The organism is Microbacterium meiriae (assembly GCF_040685015.1).
Classification (GTDB): Bacteria; Actinomycetota; Actinomycetes; order Actinomycetales; family Microbacteriaceae; genus Microbacterium; species Microbacterium meiriae.
Map to the genome: position 1 here is coordinate 1,194,560 of NZ_JBFBHD010000002.1, position 26,699 is coordinate 1,221,258.

General features: G+C 70.9%; 27 protein-coding genes and 1 tRNA gene. 13 read left to right on the top strand and 15 right to left on the bottom strand.

Translation table 11 applies throughout. From position 1 onward, the window contains the following. Positions 1–9: 9 nt before the first annotated feature. Positions 10–996: a class II fructose-bisphosphatase gene (gene glpX, locus AB0N68_RS14235; RefSeq protein WP_060922697.1), complete on the bottom strand. Its 987-nt coding sequence runs from the start codon at positions 994–996 to the stop codon at positions 10–12. A 187-nt stretch (positions 997–1,183) separates the two neighbouring features. Between glpX and fbaA the strand changes: the two genes are divergently transcribed. Then, entirely contained in the window at positions 1,184–2,212 is a 1,029-nt protein-coding gene (gene fbaA, locus AB0N68_RS14240) for a class II fructose-bisphosphate aldolase (protein WP_187663604.1), read from the top strand. A gap of 64 nt (positions 2,213–2,276) precedes the next feature. On the opposite strand, the gene AB0N68_RS14245 is transcribed toward fbaA, so the two are convergent. From AB0N68_RS14245 to AB0N68_RS14255, 3 genes are all read right to left on the bottom strand, one after another. Next, positions 2,277–2,810 carry a DUF6264 family protein gene (locus tag AB0N68_RS14245; protein ID WP_187663603.1) on the bottom strand — a complete coding sequence of 178 codons (534 nt, stop codon included), beginning with the start codon at positions 2,808–2,810 and terminating at the stop codon, positions 2,277–2,279. Between the two features lie 232 nt (positions 2,811–3,042). Further along, positions 3,043–3,834, bottom strand: a complete 792-nt coding sequence (locus AB0N68_RS14250; RefSeq protein WP_187663602.1) for an IclR family transcriptional regulator — start codon at positions 3,832–3,834, stop codon at positions 3,043–3,045. Positions 3,835–3,836: 2 nt separating this feature from the next. Then, complete coding sequence (locus AB0N68_RS14255) at positions 3,837–4,883, bottom strand: 4-hydroxy-3-methylbut-2-enyl diphosphate reductase (protein WP_187664117.1); 1,047 nt, start codon at positions 4,881–4,883, stop codon at positions 3,837–3,839. Positions 4,884–4,983: 100 nt separating this feature from the next. On the opposite strand from AB0N68_RS14255, the gene xseA reads away from it, so the two are divergent. The 6 genes from xseA (at position 4,984) to AB0N68_RS14285 (ending at position 10,347) form a co-directional block, all read left to right on the top strand. After that, positions 4,984–6,261, top strand: coding sequence for an exodeoxyribonuclease VII large subunit (gene xseA, locus AB0N68_RS14260; RefSeq protein ID WP_259952167.1), 1,278 nt, complete (start codon positions 4,984–4,986; stop codon positions 6,259–6,261). 36 nt (positions 6,262–6,297) lie between these two features. After that, the gene (locus tag AB0N68_RS14265; protein ID WP_187663600.1) at positions 6,298–6,531 is read left to right on the top strand and encodes an exodeoxyribonuclease VII small subunit; all 234 of its coding nucleotides are present in this window, start codon (positions 6,298–6,300) and stop codon (positions 6,529–6,531) included. After that, entirely contained in the window at positions 6,528–7,172 is a 645-nt protein-coding gene (locus AB0N68_RS14270) for a DUF4245 family protein (RefSeq protein ID WP_187663599.1), read from the top strand. The genes AB0N68_RS14265 and AB0N68_RS14270 overlap by 4 nt, the downstream gene beginning before the upstream one ends. After that, positions 7,169–7,843, top strand: a complete 675-nt coding sequence (locus AB0N68_RS14275) for a carbonic anhydrase (RefSeq protein WP_187663598.1) — start codon at positions 7,169–7,171, stop codon at positions 7,841–7,843. Before AB0N68_RS14270 ends, AB0N68_RS14275 begins: the two co-directional genes overlap by 4 nt. Continuing rightward, positions 7,840–9,234 carry a class II fumarate hydratase gene (locus AB0N68_RS14280; protein WP_187663597.1) on the top strand — a complete coding sequence of 465 codons (1,395 nt, stop codon included), beginning with the start codon at positions 7,840–7,842 and terminating at the stop codon, positions 9,232–9,234. The genes AB0N68_RS14275 and AB0N68_RS14280 overlap by 4 nt, the downstream gene beginning before the upstream one ends. A gap of 276 nt (positions 9,235–9,510) precedes the next feature. Further along, a complete protein-coding gene (locus AB0N68_RS14285; RefSeq protein WP_280566563.1) occupies positions 9,511–10,347 on the top strand; it encodes a type IV toxin-antitoxin system AbiEi family antitoxin domain-containing protein in 837 nt (278 codons plus the stop codon). 427 nt (positions 10,348–10,774) lie between these two features. Here the strand turns inward: AB0N68_RS14285 and phoH2 are convergent, their stop codons facing one another. The 3 genes from phoH2 to AB0N68_RS14300 form a co-directional block, all read right to left on the bottom strand. After that, positions 10,775–12,157 (bottom strand): RNA 5'-3' helicase PhoH2, encoded by a 1,383-nt coding sequence (phoH2, locus tag AB0N68_RS14290; RefSeq protein WP_370428680.1) that lies wholly within the window; start codon positions 12,155–12,157, stop codon positions 10,775–10,777. A 158-nt stretch (positions 12,158–12,315) separates the two neighbouring features. Continuing rightward, complete coding sequence (locus AB0N68_RS14295) at positions 12,316–13,446, bottom strand: aminotransferase class V-fold PLP-dependent enzyme (protein ID WP_313366444.1); 1,131 nt, start codon at positions 13,444–13,446, stop codon at positions 12,316–12,318. Positions 13,447–13,480: 34 nt separating this feature from the next. Then, complete coding sequence (locus AB0N68_RS14300; protein ID WP_187664116.1) at positions 13,481–14,260, bottom strand: isoprenyl transferase; 780 nt, start codon at positions 14,258–14,260, stop codon at positions 13,481–13,483. 96 nt (positions 14,261–14,356) lie between these two features. Between AB0N68_RS14300 and trhA the strand changes: the two genes are divergently transcribed. Beyond that, positions 14,357–15,088, top strand: coding sequence for a PAQR family membrane homeostasis protein TrhA (gene trhA, locus AB0N68_RS14305; RefSeq protein ID WP_187663593.1), 732 nt, complete (start codon positions 14,357–14,359; stop codon positions 15,086–15,088). Between the two features lie 7 nt (positions 15,089–15,095). Here trhA and AB0N68_RS14310 read toward each other — a convergent pair whose 3' ends face one another. Beyond that, complete coding sequence (locus AB0N68_RS14310) at positions 15,096–15,383, bottom strand: hypothetical protein (RefSeq protein WP_259952160.1); 288 nt, start codon at positions 15,381–15,383, stop codon at positions 15,096–15,098. Positions 15,384–15,451: 68 nt separating this feature from the next. On the opposite strand from AB0N68_RS14310, the gene AB0N68_RS14315 reads away from it, so the two are divergent. Both AB0N68_RS14315 and greA read left to right on the top strand, forming a co-directional pair. Then, positions 15,452–15,838 (top strand): DUF4307 domain-containing protein, encoded by a 387-nt coding sequence (locus tag AB0N68_RS14315; protein ID WP_187663591.1) that lies wholly within the window; start codon positions 15,452–15,454, stop codon positions 15,836–15,838. A gap of 97 nt (positions 15,839–15,935) precedes the next feature. Continuing rightward, the gene (greA, locus tag AB0N68_RS14320) at positions 15,936–16,427 is read left to right on the top strand and encodes a transcription elongation factor GreA (RefSeq protein ID WP_136051615.1); all 492 of its coding nucleotides are present in this window, start codon (positions 15,936–15,938) and stop codon (positions 16,425–16,427) included. 66 nt (positions 16,428–16,493) lie between these two features. On the opposite strand, the gene ilvA is transcribed toward greA, so the two are convergent. Both ilvA and AB0N68_RS14330 read right to left on the bottom strand, forming a co-directional pair. Then, on the bottom strand, positions 16,494–17,723 hold the full coding sequence (gene ilvA, locus AB0N68_RS14325; RefSeq protein ID WP_187663590.1) for a threonine ammonia-lyase: 1,230 nt from the start codon (positions 17,721–17,723) through the stop codon (positions 16,494–16,496). Beyond that, complete coding sequence (locus AB0N68_RS14330) at positions 17,720–18,916, bottom strand: AI-2E family transporter (RefSeq protein ID WP_187663589.1); 1,197 nt, start codon at positions 18,914–18,916, stop codon at positions 17,720–17,722. Before AB0N68_RS14330 ends, ilvA begins: the two co-directional genes overlap by 4 nt. An 85-nt stretch (positions 18,917–19,001) precedes the next feature. On the opposite strand from AB0N68_RS14330, the gene AB0N68_RS14335 reads away from it, so the two are divergent. After that, entirely contained in the window at positions 19,002–20,261 is a 1,260-nt protein-coding gene (locus AB0N68_RS14335; RefSeq protein ID WP_363332969.1) for a winged helix-turn-helix domain-containing protein, read from the top strand. Continuing rightward, positions 20,258–21,157 (top strand): hypothetical protein, encoded by a 900-nt coding sequence (locus tag AB0N68_RS14340; protein WP_313366442.1) that lies wholly within the window; start codon positions 20,258–20,260, stop codon positions 21,155–21,157. The genes AB0N68_RS14335 and AB0N68_RS14340 overlap by 4 nt, the downstream gene beginning before the upstream one ends. A 9-nt stretch (positions 21,158–21,166) precedes the next feature. Here AB0N68_RS14340 and AB0N68_RS14345 read toward each other — a convergent pair whose 3' ends face one another. The 3 genes from AB0N68_RS14345 to AB0N68_RS14355 all read right to left on the bottom strand — a co-directional run bounded on the left by AB0N68_RS14345 (position 21,167) and on the right by AB0N68_RS14355 (position 24,376). Next, the gene (locus tag AB0N68_RS14345; protein ID WP_136051621.1) at positions 21,167–21,733 is read right to left on the bottom strand and encodes a LemA family protein; all 567 of its coding nucleotides are present in this window, start codon (positions 21,731–21,733) and stop codon (positions 21,167–21,169) included. Between the two features lie 88 nt (positions 21,734–21,821). Next, positions 21,822–23,135, bottom strand: coding sequence for an FAD-linked oxidoreductase, L-gulonolactone oxidase family (locus AB0N68_RS14350; RefSeq protein ID WP_313366441.1), 1,314 nt, complete (start codon positions 23,133–23,135; stop codon positions 21,822–21,824). Continuing rightward, positions 23,132–24,376 (bottom strand): alanine racemase, encoded by a 1,245-nt coding sequence (locus tag AB0N68_RS14355; protein WP_363332972.1) that lies wholly within the window; start codon positions 24,374–24,376, stop codon positions 23,132–23,134. The genes AB0N68_RS14350 and AB0N68_RS14355 overlap by 4 nt, the downstream gene beginning before the upstream one ends. A 64-nt stretch (positions 24,377–24,440) precedes the next feature. On the opposite strand from AB0N68_RS14355, the gene AB0N68_RS14360 reads away from it, so the two are divergent. Beyond that, positions 24,441–24,513 (top strand) — tRNA-Leu (locus AB0N68_RS14360). Between the two features lie 4 nt (positions 24,514–24,517). Here the strand turns inward: AB0N68_RS14360 and AB0N68_RS14365 are convergent. Continuing rightward, positions 24,518–25,372: a cation-transporting ATPase gene (locus AB0N68_RS14365; RefSeq protein WP_187663584.1), complete on the bottom strand. Its 855-nt coding sequence runs from the start codon at positions 25,370–25,372 to the stop codon at positions 24,518–24,520. A 199-nt stretch (positions 25,373–25,571) separates the two neighbouring features. After that, positions 25,572–26,654: a hypothetical protein gene (locus AB0N68_RS14370; RefSeq protein ID WP_313366439.1), complete on the bottom strand. Its 1,083-nt coding sequence runs from the start codon at positions 26,652–26,654 to the stop codon at positions 25,572–25,574. Between the last annotated feature and the right edge of the window lie 45 nt (positions 26,655–26,699).

The window sequence follows — 26,699 nt, forward strand, 5'->3', positions numbered from 1 at the left end:
GGAGAGGCCTCACAGCCACTTCGAGACGAGGTGCTCCGACGCGATGCGGCGCAGAGTTCCGGAGGCTCCTCGCAGGACCACGCTCTCGGTGTAGACGTAGCCGCGCTCGCGCCGCACACCGGCCACGAGCTGGCCGTCCGTGACACCCGTCGCGACGAAGATCGTGTTGTTCCCCTGCACCAGGTCGTCGGCTTCGTAGACCTTGTCCATGTCGAGCCCCGCGTCGATGCCGCGCTGGCGCTCGTCGTCGTCCCGCGGCCAGAGCCGACCCTGGATATGACCGCCAAGGGCCTTGATCGCACACGCGGTGACGATGCCCTCGGGGCTGCCGCCGACCCCCACGCACATGTCCGTGCGGGCGTCGTGCCGGGCGGCGTTGATGCCGCCGGCGACATCGCCGTCGCTCATGAGGCGGGTTCCGGCTCCGGCGTCGCGGATCTCCTGGATGAGCTGCTCGTGCCGGGGGCGGTTGAGCACCGACACCACGATCTCGTCCACCGGCTTGTCCAGCGCACCGGCGAGCTTGCGGATGTTCTCGCCGATGGGCAGACGGATGTCCACCACGCCCACACCGGCGGGCCCCGTGACGAGCTTGTCCATGTAGAAGACGCTGGAGGCGTCGAGCATCGTGTCGCGGTCGGACACGGCGATCACCGAGAGGGCGTTCTGCCGCCCGGCGGCGGTCAGCGACGTGCCGTCGATGGGGTCCACCGCGATGTCGCAGAGGGGCCCGCGACCGGTCCCGACGACCTCGCCGTTGAAGAGCATCGGGGCGTTGTCCTTCTCGCCCTCGCCGATCACCACGCGGCCCTGGAAGTCGACCGTCCCGAGGAAGGCCCGCATGGCGTCGACGGCCGCACCGTCAGCGGCCTCCTTCGCCCCGCGGCCGATGAACGGCACGGCTCGGATCGCCGCCGCCTCGGTCGCGCGCACCAACTCCATCGCGAGGTTGCGGTCAGGACGCAGCGGACTCAGGTCGGCAGTCAGACTCACCATGATTCCCAGCCTAGCCACGAGGAGGGCACCGATCGGCTCGTTTTCCGCTCGCAGACTATGAAGAAATCGCGGTTCTTAACACCGACGAAGGAGACCCACCGCCACGGCGTGCCTCGCCCTGCCGACGCCGCACACCCGCCCCGATAGAGTGGCAGCTGTCCCGGCTTCACCTACCGCAGGAGTTCTCATGCCCGTCGCCACCCCGGATCAGTACGCCGACATGCTCGACCGCGCGAAGGCAGGCGGCTTCGCGTACCCCGCGTTCAACGTCTCGAGCTCGCAGACGATCAACGCCGTCCTCCAGGGCCTGACCGAGGCCGGCTCCGACGGCATCATCCAGGTCACCACCGGTGGCGCCGACTACTTCGCCGGCCACACGGTCAAGGCGCGCGCGACCGGCGCCCTCGCCTTCGCCCGCTACGCCACCGAGGTCGCCAAGAACTACCCGGTCACCGTCGCCCTGCACACCGACCACTGCCCGAAGGACGCCCTCGCGGGCTTCGTCGAGCCGCTCATCGCCGCCTCGGAGGAAGAGGTCAAGGCCGGCCGCAACCCGATCTTCCAGTCCCACATGTGGGACGGCTCGGCGGTCCCGCTCGCCGAGAACATCGAGATCGCCAAGGAGCTGCTCCCCCGCATGAAGGCCATCAACGCCATCCTCGAGGTCGAGATCGGCGTCGTCGGCGGCGAGGAGGACGGCGTGCAGCACGAGGGCTCGAACGAGGCCCTCTACACGACCTTCGCCGACGTGGACCAGGCCGTGCAGGCACTGGGCCTCGGCGAGCAGGGCCGGTACATCGCCGCCCTCACCTTCGGAAACGTGCACGGCGTGTACAAGCCGGGCGGCGTGAAGCTGCGTCCCGAGCTGCTCGGCGAGATCCAGGCCGAGGTCGCCGCGAAGTACAACACCGGCGCCAAGCCCCTCGACCTCGTCTTCCACGGCGGCTCCGGTTCGACCGACGAGGAGATCGCGCTCGCGGTCGCCAACGGTGTCATCAAGATGAACATCGACACCGACACGCAGTACGCCTACACCCGTGCCATCGCCGACTACATGTTCAAGAACTACGACGGCGTGCTGAAGGTCGACGGCGAGGTCGGCAACAAGAAGCAGTACGACCCGCGCGCCTGGGGCAAGATCGCCGAGACGGCGATGGCCGCCCGCGTGGTCGAGTCGACCCGTCAGCTCGGCTCGTACGGCCAGTCGAAGAGCTGACCGTCCGCACGAACCCGAAGGGGCCCGGCATCATGCCGGGCCCCTTTCGTGTCTGCGCGCGGGGTCAGCGGGTCCCGGTCGCCTGGTCGAGGTAGGCGATGAAGGCCGGATCGCCCATCATCGGTACGACGAGACAGAAGGCGGCGATGCCCACCGTGACCACCGCCCCGACGACCGGGAGCCACCATGTGACGCGGCCACGGCGCAGGCGACGGATGGACAGCGCCGCGGTGACGCACCAGCCGACAGCGAGCACCACGGCGGCGATGGTCCCCCACATGCGGCCCGCGGCGTAATTCGTGAACTCGCCCTCGATGCCCAGCATGCCCATGGTCTGGTTCATGACGGGAACGATGTCGAGGTAGGACAGACCGGTCACCACGACGTTGACGAGGCCGTAGGCGAGGAGTGCGATCGTCGCGAACCTGTCCACAGGGTGGGGGCGCGCCGGAGCGGACGTCTGCGGTGCGGCCGACGGTGCCGGCGCCGGGGACGGCGCCGTCGGTGCGACCACCTCCGCCAGGGGTGGAAGACCCGCGGCCCTCCGCTGCTCCTCTGGCGTGGCGAGTTCCCCGTAACGGGGGCGCTGGTCGGTCATCCCGCCATGGTATCGGCAGGGGCTCAGCGGGCCGTTCAGGAAATCGGGCCCCAACCGATAGCGGCCCCGGAGAAGTGGGGACTTCTCGGGGCCGCGGACGTGGAGCGCTGGGGACGCTCCTCATCCCGTTGGTCGCCGGCGCTGGGGACGCCGTAGGCGATCAGTAGGGCGTTGTCAGCCACTACGTCTTCGATCATAGGGAACCCGCGATGCCCGCACCAGGCCCCGGAATTCAGATGGTGAACTCCGCGTCCGGCCCGTCGGTGTCGAGGGCATCCGCCCCCAGCTGCAGCGAGAGCCGCCGCGCCGTGCGTTGCAGGTTCGACACCAGTCGGCGGTTGACGACGGCCCGGTCGGCGGGCAGGGAGACCGCCAGCGACGCCGTGACACCGGGCGCGATGACGGGCACCGCGACGCACGTCGCGCCGATCGCGTACTCCTCCCGGTCGACCGCCCACCCCGGCGTCTGCTCGAGCTGGGTGAGGAGGGTCCGCCGGTCGCTGATCGTCCGCGGCGTGAGCTCTTCGAGCCGGTGCCGGGAGAGGTAGTCCAGGCGATCCTCCTCGGAGAGCGCCGCGAGGATCTGTTTGCCGAGCGCGGTGGCGTGGGCACTGGCGTGCAGTCCCACCCAGAGCTCGATGCGCGGATTCCGCACGGAGTCCACGATGTCGACGAGGTGCATCTCCCCGTCCGCGTATCGGGAGAGGTAGGCCGTGGCGCCGACGTCCTCCGTCACTGCGCGCAGCGCGGCGCGCACCCGCGCCAGGAACACCCCGCGCGAGTCGATCTGCTGCTGGAACGACGGAAATCGGCCTCCCAGCACGAGTCCGTCCGGCTCTGCGCTCAGATACCCCTCATGCACCAGCGTGCGCACGAGGTTGTAGGTCGTTCCCGGCGTGAGTCCCGTGATCGACGAGAGCATCTTGGCCGGAAGAGGCCGTGGGGAGTTCGCGACGATGTCGACGAGGCGGAGCGCGCGTTGCACGGACCCGATGAGGGTCGGCTCCGCCTCCGCGGCGTTCACCGCTACGCACCCCCTCCAGCGGAGGCGCGGCCGCCGAGGGCGCGCGCGTCGCGCTGACCCGCGGCATCCTGACGGAGCTCCTTCGGCAGCGAGAACATGAGATCCTCCTCCGCCGTCTTGACCTCTTCCACGTCGCGGTACCCGGCATCGCCGATCGCGTCGAGCACCTCGCGCACGAGAACCTCGGGCACCGACGCACCGCTGGTGACGCCCACGGTCTCCACCCCGTCGAGCCACTCCTGGCGGATCTCCTCGGCGTAGTCCACGCGGTAGGCGGCCTTGGCGCCGTACTCGAGGGCGACCTCGACGAGCCGGACGCTGTTGGACGAGTTGGCCGATCCGACCACGATCACGAGATCGGCGCCCTGGGCGACCTTCTTGATGGCGACCTGCCGGTTCTGCGTGGCGTAGCAGATGTCGTCGGACGGCGGGTTGTGCAGCTCGGGGAAGCGCGTGCGGAGCCTGTTCACCGTCTCCATCGTCTCGTCGACCGAGAGCGTCGTCTGCGACAGCCACACGACCTTCGACGGGTCCTTCACCTGCACGGTGTCGGCCTCTTCCGGCGAGTTCACGACGGTGACGTGGTCCGGGGCCTCCCCCGCGGTTCCCTCGACCTCCTCGTGGCCGTCGTGGCCGATGAGCAGGATCTCGAAGTCGTCCCGGGCGAAGCGCACGGCCTCGCGGTGGACCTTGGTGACGAGCGGGCAGGTCGCGTCGATCGCGTGCAGGCCGCGATCCGATGCGGCATTGACGACGGCCGGGGAGACGCCGTGCGCGCTGAAGACGACGTGCGCCCCCTCGGGCACCTCGTCGACCTCTTCGACGAAGATCGCGCCCTTGGCCTCCAGCTCCGTCACGACGTGGATGTTGTGCACGATCTGCTTGCGGACGTACACGGGGGCGCCGTAGCGCTCGAGCGCCTTCTCCACAGCGACCACCGCGCGGTCCACCCCTGCACAGTATCCGCGAGGGGCGGCGAGCAGGACGCGCTTGTGTCCGGGCACCGGGTTATCCTGAAGCCGCCCGGCCGCGGCGCGCACTCGTGGGATGCGAGGAGCGGGAAGATGAACGGCAGTCGAAGTCACCCCTCGATTCTACCGTCGCCCGGCTGGACGGGGCCGGTGAGCGCGCGGGCAGGAACGGGAGCAGATGACAGTCTTCGAAGCGGCGACAGGACCGGGCGAGACGCCGCCGGCGGATGCCGTGGCCCCGCGCGACTCCACCGCCCAGGCGCCGACGTCCGTGGCCCGACTGAACGCCACCATCCGCGACTTCGTGGCCCGCTGGAACACGGTCTGGGTCGAGGGCGAGATCACCTCGTGGAACGTCCGCGCCGGGAACGTCTTCGCCCGCCTCAAGGACACCCGCTCCGACGCGCAGATCTCCATCCGCGTCTGGTCGAGCGTGCGCGGCCGCATCCCCGCCGACCTGGGTGTGGGCGATCACGTCGTCGCCGCCGTCAAGGCCGACTACTTCGTCCGCTCCGGCGACTTCAGCTTCGCGGTCTCCGCCATGAAGCACGTCGGGCTCGGCGACCAGCTCGAACGCCTGGAGCGGCTGCGCGTGCAGCTCCGCCAGGAGGGCCTCTTCGACCCCGCCCGCAAGAAGCGCCTACCGTTCCTCCCCCACGTCATCGGCCTCATCACCGGCGAGCGCTCCGACGCCGAGAAGGACGTGCACCGCAACGCCGAGCTGCGCTGGCCGCAGGTACGGTTCAAGACCGCGTACGCCGCCGTGCAGGGCGACCGCTGCGTGCCGGACACCCTGGCCGCGTTGGCCCGTCTCGACGCCGACCCCGAGGTCGACGTCATCATCATCGCGCGCGGCGGCGGCGACCCGCAGACCCTCCTCGGCTTCAGCGACGAGCGCCTGGTCCGCGCCGTCGCGGCGGCCTCCACGCCGGTGGTCAGCGCCATCGGCCATGAGAACGACCATCCCCTCCTCGACGACGTCGCCGATCTGCGCGCGTCGACGCCGACCGACGCCGCCAAGCGCGTCGTTCCGGACGTCGGGGAGCAGCGCGCGCTCATCGCGCAGCTCCGGTCCCGCGCCACGACGCGCCTCACCCAGCGCCTCTCGCACGACATCGCACAGCTGGAGCAGCTGCGGTCCCGTCCCGTGCTGCGCTCCCCCGCTCCGATCATCGACACGCGCGCGCAGGAGACCTTCCTGCTCCTCGCCCGTGGCCGCGACGCGGTCACCCGGCAGCTCGACGACGCCGGCCGCCGGACGGGCGAGTTGCGCGCCTCGCTGCGCGCCCTGTCCCCCGCCGCCACCCTGGCCCGCGGCTACGCGATCGCACACCTCGAGGGCGGTGTCATCCTCCGCGATGCAGCCGATGCGCCCGCGGGCAGTGCGCTGACGCTCACGGTGGACCGAGGGTCGTTGGTGGTGCGCTCGGAGGGCGAGATCGCGGAGGAAGCCTGAGCGGGAGGCGTCCGAGGCACGACGTAGGATGGAGGAGTGAGCGCCGTGAACGACACCCCCGTGGACACGCTGTCGTTCGAGGCGGCCCGTGACGAGCTCGTGCGGGTCGTCGCCGAGCTCGAACAGGGGGCACCGACCCTCGAGCACTCGCTCGCACTCTGGGAGCGCGGCGAGGCCCTGGCCGCCCGTTGCGAGGAGTGGCTGCTCGGCGCGAAGCGCCGGCTCGAGGCCGCTCGCACCGCCACCGCCGACGAGAGCGACGCGTCATGAGCAAGGGCCCCGCGATCAACGCCGACCTCGGTCGGCCGGAGACACCTGACGAGACCGCAGCGCGCAAGGCCGCGTCGAGCAAGGCCTATCGGTCGAGCCAGACGGTCCGCAATCTCGTCGCCGCCCTCGTGGTGACCCTCGCGGTCGTCGTCGTCATCATCGCGCTCGTCCCCCGCGGTGAGCCGGTCGCGGCGAAGCCGATCGACGTGGCCGCCATCGCCGCCGACGTCGAGTCGTCCATGGGCAGCCCGGCGATCGTTCCCGAGACGGACGAGTTCTGGCGGGTGAACGCGGCGGAACTCCAGAGCGGAGCCCCCGTGGTCTGGGAGGTCACCCTCGCGCCCGCGGCGCAGGATGAGCGCGGATTCATCAAGCTCGCCCAGGCGTTCGACGCCGATGCCTCCTGGGCCCCGCAGCGGCTGAACGGCGTCGCCCCGACCGACACCGTGCGCATCGGCGGCCGGGAGTGGGACGTCTACCAGCCCGGCTCCGCCAGCGCCGAGGCGAACGTCACCTATGCCCTCGGCACCCAGGCCGGCGACGACTACGTGCTCCTCTACGGCTCCCGCTCCGCGGACTCCACCGCCGAGCTCGCGGAGTCGCTCATCCCCCAGATCCGCACCGTCTCGGAGGCCCGATGACCCACCCGCTGACCCCCGCCGCCGCCTGGAAGCAGATGCAGGACGGCAACCGTCGCTTCGTCCGCGACGAGCCCCAGCACCCGAACCAGAACGTCGACCGTCGCAAGGACCTCACCGCGGCCCAGCACCCCGTCGCGACGCTGTTCGGCTGCTCGGACTCCCGTCTCGCCGCCGAGATCATCTTCGACCTCGGCCTCGGCGACCTGTTCGTCGTGCGCAACGCCGGACAGGTGATCGGCGAGTCGATCGTGGCGAGCCTGGAGTACGCGGTCGCCGTTCTCGAGGTGCCGCTCATCGTGGTCCTCGCGCACGACTCCTGCGGTGCGGTGCGTGCCGCCATCGACGGCACGGCCATCGACGCCGACCCGCTCCCCCCGCACATCTGGAAGCTCATCGCGCCGATCGTCCCTGCCGCCCGCAAGGTCCTCGCGGAGAGCGGCGGCGGCACGGTGGCCGACATCGATGCGGAGCTCGTCGGCCGCGAGCACCTGCGCAACACCGTCAACGACCTGCTGCAGTCGTCCGAGATCATCAGCAACGCCGTCGCCGAAGGCCGTCTCGGCATCGTCGGCGCCAACTATCGTCTGGCCGAGGGCGAGGCAGCGCCCGTCGTCACGGTCGGCATCGAAGCCGAGGGGATCGACCCCGCAACCAAGGAGGGTTCGGAATGACCGACACCGAGTACCGCATCGAACACGACACCATGGGTGAGGTGCGAGTGCCCGTGAACGCGCTCTACGGGGCGCAGACACAGCGCGCCGTGGAGAACTTCCCGATCTCCGGCAAGGGCCTGGAGTCGACGCAGATCGCCGCACTCGCGCGTATCAAGAAGGCCGCCGCCCTGGCCAACAAGGAGCTCGGCACCCTCGACGGCGCCATCGCCGATGCCATCGCGCAGGCCGCCGACCAGGTCGCATCCGGCGCACACGACGGCGAGTTCCCGGTCGACACCTACCAGACCGGCTCCGGCACCTCCTCGAACATGAACATGAACGAGGTCCTGGCGACGCTCGCGAGCCGCATCCTCGGATCGACCGTGCACCCCAACGACCACGTGAACGCCTCGCAGTCGTCGAACGACGTGTTCCCGACCTCGGTGCACATCGCGGTCACCCAGGCGCTCATCGACACCCTGATCCCCGCGCTCGACCACCTCGCGGTCGCGCTCGAGGCCAAGGCGGAGCTCTGGAAGGACGCGGTCAAGTCCGGCCGCACGCACCTCATGGACGCGACGCCCGTCACGCTCGGCCAGGAGTTCGGCGGCTACGCCCGCCAGATCCGTCTGGGCATCGAGCGCGTGCAGTCGGCGCTCCCCCGCGTGGCCGAGGTGCCCCTGGGCGGCACCGCCGTCGGCACCGGGATCAACACTCCCCTCGGATTCCCGCAGAAGGTCATCGAGCTGCTCGCGGCCGAGACCGAGCTGCCGATCACCGAGGCGAAGGACCACTTCGAGGCGCAGGCGAACCGCGACGGTCTCGTCGAGGCCTCCGGCGCGCTCCGCACGATCGCCGTGTCGCTCACGAAGATCAACAACGACCTGCGCTGGATGGGCTCCGGCCCCAACACCGGTCTCGGCGAGCTGCACATCCCCGACCTGCAGCCGGGGTCGTCGATCATGCCGGGCAAGGTCAACCCCGTCGTGCCCGAGGCCGTGCTCATGGTGTGCGCGCGGGTCATCGGCAACGACGCCACGGTCGCCTGGGCCGGCGCCTCCGGCTCGTTCGAGCTGAACGTCGCCATCCCGGTCATGGGCACCGCGGTGCTCGAGTCGATCCGTCTGCTGTCGAACGCCTCGCGGGTGCTCGCAGACAAGACGATCGACGGCCTGCAGGCGAACGTCGAGCGGGCGGCGGCCTTCGCGGGTATGAGCCCGTCGATCGTGACGCCCCTGAACAAGCTCATCGGCTACGAAGCCGCGGCGAAGATCGCCAAGCACTCGGTCGCCAAGGGCATCACGGTGCGCGACGCCGTGATCGACCTCGGCTACGTCGAGCGCGGCGAGCTCACCCTCGAGCAGCTGGACGAGAAGCTCGACCTGCTGTCGATGACCCACCCGGGCTGATCCACGCTCGAAGACGGATGCCGCGAGGACCTCGGTCCCCGCGGCATCCGTCGTTTCCGGCACCGTCCCGGCCCCGTTCCCGTTTTCCGTCCGTCTCGGTTCCCACCTCGGATGCACGACCACGTTCCGTCTGCACGACGGAATCCCCGGATCAGGACTACCCGCGGCTCCGGATCGTGCAGGTGACTCTTCCTCCACGGATCCGCGGACACCCCGACTCGTTCCCACGACGTCCTTCGGCCCCCGCCGTGACGCCGGAGGACGCAGAATCGGCGAGTGCTCGATCCCGTCTCGACCCTTCACCGTCTCGGAGGCATCGCCCGCGGTCGCGACCTCGGGGCTTTCGGAATCTCCCGCTCCGCCTTGTCCCGCGCGGTGCGCGCCGGCCGGATCCATCGGGTCCGCGCGGGGGTGTTCGCCACCCACGACCTCGACGCGACGGTGCTCACGGCGGCTGCCCACGGAGGGGCCATCAGCTGCGGCACCGCGCTACGTGCCCACGGAGTCTGGGTGCTGTCGGAGAGCGATGCGCCGCACGTCTGGCTCGGGCGCAACGGCCGCGCGCACCCGCACATCGAGTGCCGGTGCATCCCGCATCATTTCGAGGGACGCACCCGGTTCGGCATCGTGGCTGTCGAGGACGCGCTCCGGCATCTGCACGCCTGCGAGGGTGACGAGTCGTTCTTCGTCTCGTTCGAGTCCGCCTGGCGCCTGGGTCTGATCGGCAGCGCGTCACGAGCCCGGATCCGCGCCGCGCTGCCCCGGTCCGCGCGTTGGCTCGTGGACTTCGCCCGTTCCGACGCGGACAGCGGTCTGGAATCCCTCCTGCGCCTCCGTCTCCACATCCTCGGCGTGCACCTCGCGACGCAGGTCTCGATCCCCGGTGTCGGCCGCGTCGACTTCGTGGTCGACGGCCGACTCATCATCGAGGTCGACGGCCGGGAGCACCACGGTGCTCCCGAGATGCGCCACCGCGATCTCTCCCGCGATGCTGCGGCATCGCGACTCGGGTACGAGACGCTGCGCTTCGACTACGCCCAGGTCGTGCACGACTGGCCCATGGTTCAGGCTGCGATCGAAGGGGCTCTGCGCCGGGCCCGCGACCGCGTCTGACCGCGGTTCCGCCCGCACGGCCCCGTTCCGCCCGTACGGCCCCGTTCCACCTGCACGACCCCGTTCCGCGTGCACGACCCCTCAGGCCCCGGCAGCCGGCCGACGGTGCAGGATCGTGCAGGTGTCGCTACCGACGTCCGAGGGCCCGCGGGACGGATGCACGAGCTGGATACGCCTGCACGACGGAACACCCCTGATCGACCCACCACTGTCGTCGGATCGTGCATCCGGGAGATCGTGTATCCCGACGGGACCGTGTATCCACCCGCTCGTGTGACGTGACGTCTGGACCTCCAGGTGCACGAGCCCGACATGGATGCACGATCGAAGAGGCCGGTGGGGCCAACAGGCGGGACGAGCTCGTGCGGCCGGGACGCGATCGTGCGGGCGGGCCCGGGTCGTGCAGAGCCCGCCCGCACGGATCGGGTCAGCTGAGCTCGCCGCCCTCCAGGAGGTCCGTGACGAGGGCGGCGATGGCGGAGCGCTCCGAGCGGGTCAGCGTGACGTGTCCGAAGAGGCCGTGTCCCTTGAGGGTCTCGATGACGCTCGCGATGCCGTCGTGCCGACCGACACGGAGGTTGTCGCGCTGCCCGACGTCGTGGGTGAGGATCACTCGGGAGTTCTGGCCCATCCGGCTGAGCACCGTGAGCAGCACGTTCCGCTCCAGGGACTGCGCCTCATCCACGATCACGAAGGCGTCGTGCAGGGACCGTCCGCGGATGTGGGTGAGCGGCATGACCTCCAGCAACCCACGCTCCACGACCTCGTCGATGACGTTCCCGGAGACGACGGAGCCGAGGGTGTCGTACACCGCCTGGCCCCAGGGGTTCATCTTCTCCCCCTGGTCGCCCGGGAGGTATCCGAGCTCCTGGCCCCCGACGGCGAACAGCGGACGGAACACGATGATCTTCTTCTGCTGCTGCCGCTCCAGCACGGCCTCCAGACCCGCGCACAGCGCCAGCGCGGACTTGCCGGTGCCTGCGCGTCCGCCCAGCGACACGATGCCCACCTCGGGGTCGAGGAGCAGGTCGATCGCGATGCGCTGTTCGGCGGAGCGCCCGTGCATGCCGAAGATGTCCCGGTCCCCGCGGACGAGCCGGAACTCGCCGTCGCCGGTGACCCGGCCGAGGGCCGATCCGCGCTCGGAGTGGATGATGAGGCCGGTGTTGACGGGGAGCCCGTGCACGTCCTCACTGATCCCGACCTCGCTCTCATAGAGGTCGCTGATGTCATCGCCGGAGAGGTCGAGGGTGGCGATGCCGGTCCAGCCCGAGTCGACGGCCTGCTCCGCGAGATACTCCTCGGCACGCAGCCCGAGGGACGCCGCCTTCACCCGCATCGGGAGATCCTTCGACACGATGGTCACGTCCTGGCCGTCCTGCGCGAGGTGCATCGCCACGGAGAGGATGCGGCTGTCGTTGTCACTGAGGCGGATGCCGGCCGGGAGCACCGAGAGGTCGGCGTTGCCGAGCTCCACGCGGAGGGTGCCGCCCTCGCCGACCTCCACCGGGAAGTCGAGGCGGCCGTGCTCGACGCGGAGGTCGTCGAGGTGACGCAGCGCCTGGCGGGCGAAGTAGCCGATCTCCGGGTCGTGCCGCTTGCCCTCGAGTTCGGTGATGACGACCACCGGGAGCACCACGGAATGCTCCGCGAAGCGGAAGAGCGCCTGCGGATCGCTCAGCAGGACCGAGGTGTCGAGGACGTAGGTGCGCAGATCCTGATCGGGTTCTGCGGCCGCGGCCTGTCTCGTCGTCTGACGGGTGGACTGCTGCGCGGTGCTGGTGGACTGCTGCGCTGAACGTGTGGTCACGACCCACTCCCGACCCGGGGATTCCCGGCTATTCGAACGAGTCGACCAGGGGGTCACGAGTCGCGAACCTGAGGCCGACCCGACCGGGCGCCTTGCCCGATGCCTTGAAGGTACGACCGCCCGGGCGTTTTCCACGGACAAGACACGCCAGCGATTCGTTACGGGACGATGAACGATTCCTTGCCGAACGCGCCGAGGGTCTCATCGAGCAGTGCGAGGGTCTCGGCGTCGGTGCCCGCGTGCGGTGCGACGCGGATCGACTCGCCACGCGCCGTGACGACCAGTCCGGCGTTCGCGAGGGCCGCCGCGAGCCGAGCGGGTTCCTCCGGTGCGAGGGCGACGATCCCCGCGCGCTCGGTGCGGTCGCGCGGAGAGACGACGGCGATCCCATGGCGGTCGGCGGTCTCGATCACCGCGTCCACCTGCGCGGAGACCCGCTCTTCGATGGCCGCGACGCCGGCGTCCCTGACATCACGTGCGCCGGTTGAGAGCCGGCCGGCGGCGAGCGTGTCCGGCACGCTGATCGTGTACGCCTTCGCGTCCGGTGCCGGGGCGGGCAGCTCGTCGACGAAGAGTCCGCTCGCCGTCGTCCCGGTGATGCCGGAGAGCACGGGTGCGATGCGCTCGCGCGCCTGCGGCGAGAACCAGGCGAACCCGGTGCCCCGGCCCGCGCGCAGCCACTTGTACCCGTGCCCGACGACGACGTCCGTGACGCTGTAGTCGGCGTCGATCACACCGAAGGACTGCACGGCATCGACGATGAGGAGGCGATCAGGGCCGAGGACGTCACGCAGCGCGGCGAGGTCGGCACGGTAGCCGGTGCGGAAGTCGACGTGGCTGACGGCGAGGGCGACGACCTCGTCGTCGAGGACAGCACTGACGGCGTCGGGAGTGACCCGTCCGTCCTCGGGCGTGATCCACCGTGGTGTGACCGCGCGGCCGGACGCGGTCGCCGCGCGCTCCAGAGTGAGGCTCACACTCGGGAACTCCGCCGTGCTCGCGACGACCGCGCCGGAGACCCCGTAGAGCGCGTGCATGAGGCCGTGCGTCGACGACGGCTGCAGCGTGACCTCCGCGGCGTCCGCGCCGAGGAGTTCGGCGATGACCTCCTGCGCCTGCCCGATCCGCTCTCCCACGAGGGCCAGCGACGACGGCCGACCGCTGCCGAGCAGGTCCGCGTCCGCGAACACCTCGGCACGGACCGAGGGTGACACGGGGCCGAACGCCGCCCAGTTCAGGTACCCGGGCTCGGCGTCGAACGTTCCGATGTAGTCGTCGAAGGAGCTCACTGCGTCATTGTGACACGCGCGCGCGGTTCCCGGATCAGCGTCCGAATCGGCGGTCGCGGTCGGCGTAGTCGCGGATCGCGCGGAGGAAGTCGACCTGGCGGAGGTCCGGCCCCAAGGCCTCGACGAAGTAGAACTCGCTGTGCGCGCTCTGCCACAGCAGGAAGTCGCTCAGCCGCTGCTCGCCGCTCGTGCGGATCACGAGGTCGGGGTCGGGCTGGCCGCCCGTGTAGAGGTGCTCCCCGATCATCTCCGGAGTGAGGTGCGCCGCGAGGTCTTCCAGCGTGCCACCCGATGCCTCATGCTTCGTGATGATGCTGCGCACCGCGTCGACGATCTCGTTCCGGCCGCCGTAGCCGACCGCGAGGTTCACGTGCAGTCCGGTGTGGTCCTTCGTCCGCTCCTCCGCGTCGGCGAGCACCCGTGCCAGTTCGACCGGGAGGATGTCGGAGCGGCCGACGTGCTTGACCCGCCAGTTCCCCTTCTGGGATAGCGCCTCGGCGAGCTCCGCGATGATCTCGATGAGATCGGCGAGCTCGGCCGAGTCCCGTTTGCGGAGGTTGTCGCTGGACAGGAGGTAGAGCGAGACGACCCGTACCCCGAGCTCATCGCACCAGCCGAGGAACTCCTGCATCTTGGCCGCCCCCGCACGGTGTCCTTCGGCCGGGGTGTCGAATCCGAGCTGCCGCGCCCACCGGCGATTGCCGTCGATCATCATCGCGACATGGTGCGGAACGGAGGCCGGATCGAGCTGACGACGCAGCCGGCTGGTGTACAGCCGGTACAGCGGTCCCCGCCCCGGGCTCTCGCGTGACATCACCCACCTACGCTACCCTGCCCCGGTCTTCCGCGCCGGTGCAGAACCTGGGGACATGTACGGGGCGGGGCATGCGCAGCCGCTTAGAGTGAGCACGTGAGCACTTCCGACCAGACCGGCGCCGACGTCCCACAGCTGCCGCTGCTCGAAGCCGCGGCCGCCGATGCGGCGACCGAGATCAAACCGACCTGGCGCGGCTGGATCCACGCCGGCACGTTCCCCGTCGCGCTCGTCGCCGGCATCATCCTCGTCGTCGTGTCGCAGGGCGCCGCGGCGAAGTGGGCCGCGGTGGTCTTCATGGCCACCTCGCTGCTGCTGTTCGGGAACTCGGCCGTGTACCACCGCTTCAACTGGCGGCCGCGGGTCAAGGGCATCCTCAAGCGGATCGACCATGCGAACATCCTGCTGCTCATCGCCGGCACGTACACGCCGCTCGCGACCCTGGCGCTGCCGCCGGCGAAGGGCGTCCTGCTGCTGACGCTGGTCTGGAGCGGAGCCCTGCTCGGCATCCTCTTCCGGGTGTTCTGGATCCACGCGCCGCGCTGGCTCTACGTCGCGCTGTACCTACTGCTCGGCTGGGCCGCGGTGATGTACATCGTCGACCTGCTCGACGCCAACGTCGCCATGATGGTCCTCGTGATCGTCGGCGGTCTGCTCTACACGGGCGGCGCCATCGTCTACGCGCTGAAGAAGCCGAACCCCTGGCCCGGACACTTCGGCTTCCACGAGATCTTCCACGTGTGCACTGTTCTGGCGTTCCTGTGCCACTGGACGGCGTGCCTGCTGATCGCCCTGCACCCGCTGTCGCCGTCGCTCGGCGCGCCCTGAGCCGGGGTCAGCGCTCGCGCGGCCCCTCATCGGACGCGGCCGGAGCTTCCGGTGCGGTGCGACCGTCGTCCGCGGCGTTCTCGGCGGCGCGGGCGGCTTCTTCCGCGTCGAGCTCCTCGCGGACCTCTTCGCGGTACCGCACCCGGCGGATCCGGCGGTTCATGTCCCAGATCAGCAGGATCACGGCGATGAGCACGAAGACGATCACCGCGAAGCCGGCGAAGCCCGGCGTGACCGACTCCGGAGCCACCGTCATCGACGGTGTCGGCATCGGAGTCTCGGAGAGGAAGCGCATGAATCGGCCTTTCGTACGCAGGTCGCATAACCTGGTAACACCAGCCTAACGACCGGAAGACCCCACCTGTGACGACCGCCCTCCAGCTCGACGAACGCTACGGCCGCACCCGCCGCCGTCGGTGGCCGTGGTTCCTCGCCGGGGCCGTCGCCCTGCTCCTCCTCGCCGCCCTCGCCTGGTCCACCGTGAGTCAGTCGATGAGCTCCGTCGATGCCGACGACCTGGGCTTCGAACTCGTGGACGAGCATGCCGTCGACCTCCGCTTCCAGGTCACCGGCGTCCAGGGCAAGGACGTCGTCTGCGTGCTCGAAGCCCTCGACGAGGAGTTCGGTGTCGTGGGCTGGAAGATCGTGGAGATCCCGGCCGGAGACGCCCACTCGCTCACCCGTGCGGAGCGCATCCCGACCGTCGCGGAGGCCACGACAGGTTTGGTGAACACCTGCTGGGTCGCCTAGACTGATGCCAGACAGACGACGCCCCGGCACCGTGCCGGGGCGTCTTGGCATATCCCCCGCGGCATCTCGGCGGGATCCCGATAGAAGGAGCTTCGTCATGTCCACCGATGCTCAGGTCCCCTTCCTCACGCAGGAAGCCTACGACCGGCTCGTCGCCGAGCTGGAACACCTCTCCACCGTCGGCCGCGACGAGATCGCCAAGCGCATCGAGGCGGCCCGCGAGGAGGGCGACCTCAAGGAGAACGGCGGCTACCACGCGGCGAAGGACGAGCAGGGCAAGCAGGAGGCGCGCATCCGCACCCTGGAGGCGCTGCTGAAGACCGCGAAGGTGGGCGAGGCTCCCGCCAGCCGCGGCATCGTCGAGCCGGGCACTGTCGTGACCGCGGTCGTCGCGGGCGGCGAGGAGGTCTTCCTCCTCGGCAGCCGCGAGATCGCCGCCGCCGGCAGCGACCTCGACGTCTACAGCGAGGCCAGCCCGCTGGGCCAGGCGATCCTCGGCCTCAAGGTCGGTGAGTCCTCGTCGTACGAGGCGCCGAACGGCCGCTCGATCAGCGTCGAGATCGTGAAGGTCGAGACCTACACGGGCTGACGCCTGTTCGTCACGACGCACCCCCTCGACCGCGACGGTCGAGGGGGTGCGTCGTATCGGGCGGACTCAGTCCGGGACGACGATGGGCGCGAACCCGGCGCGACGGAGGGTGTCCAGCGTGTGGGCCGAGTGCTCCGCCCCGCGGGTCTCCACGCTCAGTTCGAGGATGACCTCGCTGATCTGGAGTCCGTGGCCGTGACGGGTGTGCATGGCCTCGATGACGTTCGCTCCCGCCTCCGCGATGAGCTCGGACACGCGGGCGAGCTGACCCGGACGGTCGGGTAGCGGGATGCGGATCGTGAGGTACCGCCCGGAGGCGGCGAGGCCGTGCGACACCACCCGCTGCAGCAGGAGCGGGTCGATGTTGCCGCCGGACAGCACCGCCATCGTCGTGCCGGTCGCCGACACGCGTCCGGAGAGGATGGCAGCGACGCCTGCCGCACCTGCCGGCTCGACCACGACCTTCGCCTGTTCCAGGAGCACGAGCATCGCGCGCGCGAGGTCGTCGTCGGAGACCGTGACGACCTCGTCGACGAGTTCCTTGATGATCTCGAACGGCACGGCGCCCGGTCGCGCGACGAGGATGCCGTCCGCGATGGTGGGGCGCGTGACGATGTCGACCGGCTCCCCGGCCGCCAGCGACGGCGGGACGGCGGCCGCGTTCTCCGCCTGCACGCCGATCACGCGGATCGTGCGACCGAGTTCCGCGGCCTTGGCCTTCACCGCTGCGGCGACGCCGGCGATCAGCCCGCCGCCGCCGATCCCGAGGACGACGGTGTCGATCTCGGGCGCATCCTCCAGCAGTTCCAGGCCGAGCGTGCCCTGCCCGATGACGATGTCACGGTGATCGAAGGGATGGATGAGCACGGCACCGGTGCGCTCGGAGAACTCGGCGGCCAGGCGCAGCGAGGTGGCGACCGTCTCCCCCTCGAGCACCACGTCCGCGCCGTACCCGCGTGTGGCGAGGAGCTTCGGAACCGGGACCCCGAGCGGCATGAAGATCGTCGCGGGGATGCCGAGTGCCTGGGCGGCCAGGGCGACGCCCTGTGCGTGGTTCCCGGCCGAGGCCGCCACGACGCCGCGGGAGCGCTCCTCCGCGCTGAGCCGGGAGAGGCGGTAGGCCGCACCGCGGATCTTGAAGGAGCCCGTGCGCTGCAGGTTCTCCATCTTCAGCAGCACCGGGGCGCCGAGCGCATCGGACAGCGCCCGCGAGGGCAGGGTCGGGGTGTGCGAGATCACCTCAGCCAGACTTCGAGCCGCGTCCTGGAACTCGGTCAGGCTGGGGACTGCGCTCATCGATTCCTCCGTCTCCGCTCGCGCGGAACTGTGCTCCAGATCAGGTCTCCGCTCGGCCCGACGCCGGTGCGCCAGGATCCCGAGCTGATGGTCACCGCCGCCACGTTCACGAACGCGGCCAGCGGGACGGCGAAGAGTGCGCCGGGGATCCCCGCGATCATCGCGCCGCCCGCGACCACGAGGACGACGGCGAGCGGGTGCACCTTGACGGCGGAACCCATCATGATCGGCTGCAGGATGTGACCCTCGATCTGCTGCACGGCCAGCACGACCACGAGCATCCAGAGGGCGATCCACGGGCCGTTGTAGACGAGCGCGAGGAACACGGCGACCGCACCGGTCACGACCGCACCGACGATCGGGATGAACGAGCCGAGGAACACCAGGACGGCGACGGGCAGCGCGAGCGGGACCTGGAGCAGGAAGGCACCGAGGCCGATGCCGATCGCGTCGATCGTCGCCACGAACAGCTGCGTCCTGGCGTAGTTGACGATCGTCGTCCAGCCGTTGCGCGCGGCACCGTCGACAGCGGGACGGGCCTTCCGCGGGAAGATCCGGAGCGTCCAGCGCCAGATACCGGCGCCGTCCGCGAGGAGGCAGATGAGGATGAACAGGGACAGCAGCGCCCCCGTGGCGACGTGCCCCACGGTGGTCCCGATCGCGAGGGCCCCCGTCCAGAGGACCTGCGCCTGCTCGCTGATGAAGTCGAGGCCCTGCTGCAGATAGTCCGCGATCTGCGTATCCGACAGACTCAGCGGGCCCTCGTGCAGCCAGACCTGGAACTGGTCCAAGGCCTCGGTCGTGCGCTGCTGCACGTCGGGGAGCTGGGCGCGCACCTGCCACACCACGAGCCACATGAGTCCCGTGACGATCGCCGCGGTGCCGATGAGCGAGACGGCGATCGCGAGCCAGCGCGGGAACCCGTGGCGCAGCATCCAGGAGAACGCCGGCCACAGCAGGGCGGTGATGAGGATCCCGACCATGAGCGGGATGACGAGGAGCTTGAGCAGCATCACCAGCCAGATGAAGACGCCGATGGCCGCTGCGATGAGCAGCAGGCGCCAGGCGTAGCTCGCCGTGATGCGCAGAGGCAGCGGCACCGCTTCGTCGGCTTCGGTGGTCACGGTCCGATCGGTCACCACGGGGCGCGGACGGAACAGATCGCGCAGCCGGGGTCGCTGGTCCTCGCTCATCGCCTCAGTCTACGGTCATGCCGTATGCCGTTCGACGCATCTTGCGCGCGGCGACGATGTCGGATACCGGGGATACGCTGGCGGCGTGACCGACACCCTCAGTCCCGCTCAGGCACGCCGGATCGCCCTCGCCGCCCAGGGCTTCACCCGCGCACGTCCGGCCACCGTCTCCGGGCGCCATCTGCACCGCGTGATGGACCGGCTCGGCGTGCTGCAGATCGACTCCGTCAACGTGTTCGCCCGGTCGCACTACCTCCCGCTGTTCTCCCGTCTCGGCGCCTATGATCCCGCGCTCCTCGACCGCCTCTTCCTGTCCCGCACGACCCATTACGTGGAGTATCTCGCCCATGAGGCGACTTTCATCCCCGTCGAGGACTGGCACCTGTGGCGGTTCCGCATGGACGACTTCCGGCGACGCTGGTCCGCGGAGGACTCCTGGCTCCGCTCGAATGCCCGGACGGTGGAGTGGGTTCAGGACGAGCTTCGCGCGCGCGGACCCCTGCGCCCCGTCGACCTCCGTGCCGATGCCCCGCGCGAGCGCGGCACCTGGTGGGACTGGGACGAGGTCAAGCTCGCTCTCGAGCATCTGTGGCGCACGGGCGATGTGGCCGTGAGCGGGCGCCGGGGGTTCGAACGCACGTACGCCCTCGCCGAGCAGGTCATCCCGGACGGCATCCGGTCCCGGGAGATCCCGCGGGAGGACGCCATCCGCGAGCTCGTCCGGCGTGCGGCGCGCTCCAGCGGCGTCGGCACCGCGGCCGATCTCGCGGACTACTACCGTCTCCGCGACCGCGCTGCGGTGACGGCGGCGATCGCCGACCTCGTGGACACCGAAGAGGTGCAGCCGGTGAGCGTCCGCGGCTGGGAGCGTGGTGGCAGACCTCTCCCCGCCTGGCGGCACCGGGACGCCGTGCTCCCACGCCGGGTCGAGACCGCCGCCCTGCTGACCCCCTTCGATCCGGTGGTGTGGTTCCGGGAACGCGCGTTGCGGGCATTCGAGCTCGACTACCGCATCGAGATCTACGTCCCGGCTGCGAAGCGCCGCTACGGCTACTACTCGCTGCCCGTGCTCGTCGGCGACCGGATCGTGGCGCGCGTCGACCTCAAGGCCGACCGCGGCACCTCGACCCTCCAGGTGCAGTCGGCGTGGTGGGAGCCGCAGGCTCGCCCGGGTGACGCCGAGGCGATCGCCGCGGAGCTCCTGCGGGCCGCGCAGTGGCAGGGCCTCGAGCAGGTGTCGGTCTCCGGGTGGGGCGATGCGACCGCAGGCGTCCACGCGGCGCTCGCCTCGACCGCGCCGGGCGTGGTGCGGCGTCATGTCCACGTACGCGAGGGCGTCGCATGACCCGTCGTCGTCGGTGGCTCCTGGCCGGTCTCGTCGCGGTCGTCGCCGTGGCCGCAGCGGTGTGGTGGGGTGTCTCCACGCTCCGCTCGCCCACACCGGAAGAGGCCGTGCGGGACTACCTCCGGGCTCTGGAGACGGGCGATCCGGAGGCGGTCACGGCGACCGGGACCGCGGTGTCCGACCGCGCCCTCGCCGCGTTCGCCGGGGCAGCCTCGACCATCGAGGACGCCCAGGTCACGGGGGTCCGCGACAGCGACGGCGAGGTGTCAGCGACCGTGACGTTCCGGCTCGACGGGGACGAGCACGAGGCCCGGCTGAGGCTGGATCAGGAGGACGGGCGCTGGGTCGTCGACGCCTCCGGCCTCGGCACGCTCCGCGCCACGACGACGGTCGGGACGGCCGTGCAGGTCGGCGATGCCGTCCTCCCGGTGGCGGAGGATGCGGCGCTGCTGCCTGCCGTGTATCCCGTGGCGGCCGCGCCCCTGACGCTGCTGACGGGGACGACCGAGGCCGTCGTGCTGCCCGGCGGCGACGCCACGGCGACAGTGACCGCCGCGCTCCGCCCCGAGGCGACCGAGGCCGCACAATCGCAGCTCGAGGCCTACCTGGAGACCTGCACGGCCGGTGGAAGCGCGATTCCCGAGAACTGCGGCATCCGGATCCCCTGGGGCACGGAGTTCCGAGAGGTCTCCGATGTCGCCTTCCGCGTCGAGCGGTTCCCGATGGTGACCCTCACCCCGACGACGTTCGCCGCCGACGACGGCGTCCTCGAGGCGACCGTGACCGGCACCGGACAGAACGGGACGACGCGCTCGGTCACCTATCGCAGCACCGCATGGAGCGTGCGCGGAGGCGTCGAGATCACCGCAGACGAACTCGCCCTCACCGTGTGGTGAGGGCGAGGATCAGAACTGCACGCGCGGCGGCTCGGAGATGGCGCCGCTGTCGGCGACCTCGAAGAACTCGCGCTCCGTGAAGCCGAGCCCCTTGGCGAAGAGGTTGTTGGGGAACACCTTGATCTTCGTGTTCAGCTCCCTCACCCCGCCGTTGTAGAAGCGCCGCGCGGCCTGGATCTTGTCCTCGGTGTCGACGAGGGCCTGCTGCACCTGCAGGAAGTTCTGGCTCGCCTGGAGCTGCGGGTAGGCCTCGGCCACAGCGAAGAGGCTGCGCAGCGCCTGCTGCAGGTGCCCTTCGGCGATCCCCGCCTCACCGGGGCTGCCGGCGGAGAGGGTCTCGGCACGGGCGCGGGTGACGTTCTCGAACACCGCCTTCTCGTGCGAGGCATAGCCCTTGACCGTCTCGATGAGATTCGGGATGAGGTCGGCACGGCGCTTGAGCTGGACCGTGATGCCGCTCCAGGCTTCGTCCACGCGGACGTTCAGCTGCACCAGCGAGTTGTACGTCGCCCAGAGATAGACGCCGACGAGCAGGATCACCCCGACGACGATCAGTACCGGCACGAGCCATTCCATCAGTGCCCCACCCTTTCCCGTGTTTCTCTCATCCTAGACGCGGTGCCTGCACGTGGACTGGGGACTCGGCAGCTCGCCGGCCCGCGCATCAGCTGCCCAGAACCCGCTCCAGGTACCGGTTCGTGAACCGGCGCTCCGGATCGAGGCGGTCGCGCACTGCCACGAAGTCGTCGAAGCGCGGATACCGGTCATGCAGGGTCTCGTGCGTAAGCGTGTGCAGCTTGCCCCAATGCGGGCGGCCGCCGTGCGCCAGCATGATCTCCTCCACCGCGCCGAAGTACACGGTCGGGTCCGCCCGCCAGTACCGGTGCACCGCGATGTACGCGGTCGCGCGGTCGTGCGCCGTCGAGAGCCAGCGGTCGTCCGCCGCCGCGAACCGCACCTCCACGGGGAATTCGATGCGCCAGCCGCGCTGTGCGATGAGCTCCTGGAGGGCGCGGAACGCCGGCACGACCTCGGCGGCCGGCAGCGCGTACTCCATCTCGCGGAACCGCACGGTCCGACTCTGGGTGAGCACGCGGTTCGACAGGTCGGTGTACTCCCGGTCCCCGGTGAGCCGCACGGCGAGCCGGTTGAACGGCGGCGTGATCGCCGGGACGGCCTGTCCCGCCGCGCAGACGACGCGGTACACGCCGTTGGCGAGAAGGGTTTCGTCCACCCACCGGCCCACGATCGGCAGAGGCTTTCTCCGCGTCGACTCGGGCAGCCGCGATTGCCGCTTGGTCAGTGCCACGTCGGTGTGCGGGAACCAGTAGAACTCGAAGTGATCGGCCGCGGCGACGCGCTCGTCGATCGTGGAGAGCACCTCGTCCAGGGGCACCGGCTCGTCGATCGCATGCATCACGAAGGTCGGCACGCACTGCAGCGTCACCTCGACGATGATGCCGAGCGCACCCAGCCCCAAGGCGACCGCCGGCAGCAGTTCGGGACTGTGCGCCTCATCGATGCGGAGGAACTCCCCGTCTGCGGTGATGAGGGTCACCCCCACCACCTGCGTGGCGAGACCGCCGAAGCCGGCGCCGGTCCCGTGCGTGCCCGTGGAGATCGCGCCCGCGATGGATTGCCGGTCGATGTCGCCGAGGTTCTCCATCGCGAGGCCGTAGCGCGCGAGCAGCCCGGGGATGCGATGCAACCGCGTGCCGGCGAGGAGCGTGACCCGTCCGCTCGCGACGTCCGCCGAGACGAGGCCCTGGAGATCGTCGAGTTCGAGGAGCACACCGGGCGCGACGGCGATCCCGGTGAAGCTGTGACCGGCGCCGACCGCTTTGATCGTCAGCCCCTGCCGCGCCGCTGCCCGCACGGCGCGCTGCACGCCTTCGGGGCTGCGCGGGCGCTCGACCCGGACCGGGCGGACGGACGCCGATCGGCCCCAGTTCTGCCAGGTGCCGCCGATCCTCGTCACAGGAACGCCTTCCCCTCGCCACGATACGTCGGCAGCTCGTCGACGACCTCGTCGCCGGAGACGAGGTGGTAGGCGGCGATGCGCTCTGCCGGTTCGCCGCTCTTGGCGTGACGGAACCAGACGCGATCGCCGACGCCCAGGGTCGCGGCGGTCGGCCCCTGCACCGGCGTCTGCACCTCTCCGGCCGCCTCCCGCGGAAGCGTGCGGAGGTTCGCCGGCCACACCGGGCGCGGCTGCCGCGAGGCGACCGCGGGACCGGAGGCGATCCAGCCGCCGCCCAGCACGGTGGCGATGTCCACCGCGGGACGGCGCACGACGTCGAAGGCGAACGCGGCGGCCGGTGCGGGCCGGAAGGACCGGTACCCGTCGAACAGGTGTCCCCCGAGCAGGCCGCTGCCCGCGCTGGCCTCGGTGAGGGACTCGTCGCTGCCGCTGAACTCGAGGGAGCCCGTGCCCCCGCCGTTGAGGAACTCGAGGGCCGTCACCGCGCCGACCGCGGAGACGATCGCCGCCCGCCGCTCCCGCAGCTCGTCACGCGACCGGGCCTGGACTCGACGGATGAGCGGCCCATCGGGGCCGGCGTCGCCCTGTCCCGCGATCTGCGCGTCGTACATCTGCAGCCCCACGAGACGGAAGCCGGGGCGCGCCGCAACCTTCCGAGCGAACGCCGCGACCTCACCGGCCGAGAAGAGGGCCGAGCGGCGGACGCCGATGTGTCCGAGCAGCGCCGATCGCCAGGACGCGTCGACGTCGATCGCCACCCGGAGCTCGGGCCGCGCCGAAGGAGCCGCCACGCTGTCGACGAGATCGAGGTGCACCGGGTCGTCGATCATGAGAGTGATGCGCTGCGCCGCCTGTTCGTCGGCGCAGAGCCGTTCGAGGGCGGCCCGGTCGACCGTCGGGTAGCCCAGCACGATGTCGTCGTGCGTCTCCGCGAGCCAGAGGGCCTCCTCCAGCGTGAACGCGAGGATGCCGCGAAAACCCGGGAGGCGCAGCACGGCATCGAGGACCGCACGCACCCGCACCGACTTCGACGCCACCCGGATCGGCAGACCGCCCGCACGGACGAGCAGGTCCATCGCGTTGTAGCGGAGGGCCTCGCGATCGATCACCGCGACCGGCGCCGGAAGATGCCCGGTCGCCGCCGACAAGCGCGGCCAGTAGCGGCCCGGGTCCTCCCATTCGGGGGCGACCGCGGGGCCGCCCGGGACGGGGCTCAGTTCGTCGGTGAGGTCGAGCACTCCCCCACCCTATGGCCTGAGCCCCGCCGGGTCACGACCCCGCCGACGATAGGCTGGCCGCGCGGCCCCCGTAGCCCAATGGCAGAGGCAGGCGACTTAAAATCGCTTCAGTCTGGGTTCGAGTCCCAGCGGGGGCACCCGTCACCGTCCGAGGATGTCGCCGATCCCGGGGATGCCGAGATCACCGAGCCGTTCCCCCCAACCGGTCGCCGCCTCGCCGAGCCCCGACACGGCCTCGCCGGCCGAGCCGAGGATCTCGTCGGCGCCGCCGGCCAGAGCATCGAGGTCGACGCCGGAGGCCAGGGCCTCGAAGTCCACGCCGAGCCCCGCCGCCTGCTCCAGGAGCGGTGCGGCCACGGTGCTCACGACGGCGCCGCCGGCCACGACGCCCAGCACGCCGACCGCCGCGCCGCCCGCAGCGACCGCGGCCCCGCCCGCACCGCCGCCGCGGACACGGGAGAGGAGTCCGCGCAGACGGCCCGGTCGCATCGCCTCGGTCCGCCCGGCCGCGCGGGCGAGGTCGTCAGGGGAGGACGAGCGCGGCCGCTCTTCCGCGGGGAGCTCGGCCCGCATGCGGGCCTCGACGTGCTCCCGCTGCGTCGGCGTGAGGCGCGTGAAGGCCTCGCGATGGATCTGCTCGATCCGGTGGGGGTCGGCCGTCTGCAGGAGGTAGTCGTACCGGGCGATGGCCGCACGGTCCGCCGCGGTGACGTCGCGCCCGCCGGCGGCACCAGGGGCCGGCGGTGGGGCGTACGTGCCCGAGGTGGACGCTCGTGCGCCACCGGGACGGGCGTCCGGAGTCGAGGAGGCGGCAGAAGGCGTGGTCGGGCGTTGCGGCTGGGGGTCCTGGGCTCGGACGGCGTCCACCGCGCTCCGGATCATCCCGCTCCAGTCCGTCGAGGGGCGAGTGCCGTCGCCGGCACGCGCACCGGGACTTCCGCCCTTCGCATCGATGGCATCGGTGGCGAGGCGGATCAGGCGGGAGAGCTTCGACATGGGGGTCCCTTCGTGGGACGGGCCGCCGTTCTCCGCGACGTCGGGCGACGACAAGGGTTCCGGGCAGCCCGCGATTCGGGTGCCAAGGTCTCCTCCACCCTCGCGGGCCAGCGGGCCGGGGCACGATGACATGCCCGTCATGACGACGTCGCTGCAGACGGGAGTACTCCCCTTGCCTTCGACACGCTAGCGAGGCGGCCTATGGATCGGCTCCATGCTCCGGCACGGGGAGGGAGCCGCCGAGGATCCCGGTCATCTCCTCATACAGCGTCTGGAACGCGTCGCGGAGCTCCGCAGCGCCATCCGGTCGCCCCGCGGCCGGTACCGCCTCCGGCAGCGTCCCGAGGGCGAGGGTCGCCGCCGCCTCCCGTGCCGCCGCCGCGCCGAAGCCGTCGGACGGCCGCCCCCGATCCGATGCCAGGACGAGCTGGTCGCGCAGCACTCCCGCCACCCCGAGGAGCACGGCGGCCGCGCGCAGGTGGCTGCGAGCGACCTCCGTGCCGAGAAGGCGGTCGTGCATCATGCGTGCGAATCGGCGGGCATGCGGCGTCGGAACGTCTCGCCGCGCGCGAAGGCGCCAGCTGTCCGCCGCGCCCGGCACGGCCTCGTAGGAGAGCGGCTCTCCATCCCGCAGATGCACCACCGGGATCGAGGGCGGCGCGAGGAGCGTCTCGCGCTGCCACCAGTCCGCGGGAGCGACCGCGGCGGGGAGGAAGGCGGTGCCCGGAGCGTGCGTCCCCGGCCGGTCGGGCTGCACGAGATCGGCGGTACTGGCGAGCAGAGCGAGGCCGCGTTCCCTCGCGAACCGATGCAGCAGCACTCCCGCAGGGGCGACCTCGCCGACCTGGAGGGAACGCGCGAACTCCGCGGCCTCGGGGAGCGGGAGCACCACGGCGACCGCCGACGGGTCGGGTCCGGGCGGCATGAGCCACGGGCGGCCGGAGAACGCCGCCACCCGGAGGGCGTGCGAGGCGTAGCCGTCTCCGGGGGTGAAGAGTCTCAGGGCCGCCCCGGGCCGTCCGGCGATCGCCTCGTGCACCTGCGCGATGAGACGCGGGTGCGGGCGCACCGCGGCGTCGAGTACCAGATGGTGGGTGGCTCGTCGTGTCCATGGCTGCCACGCCCCGGCCTCGGCGCCGACACCCGCCTCCGTGTTCGTGCGGCTGATGCGGACGAGCGCGCCGTCGAGCTGTTCCGCGAGCCGCTCCGCCCGCTCCTCGTCGCCCGCAGCCGTCCGGATCGACACACTGACGGTCGGCGACTCTCCCCCGTGCGCGCTCACCGGACCTCCTCCCAGCGTCGTCCGGGGGTGCGTGCACACGCCCTT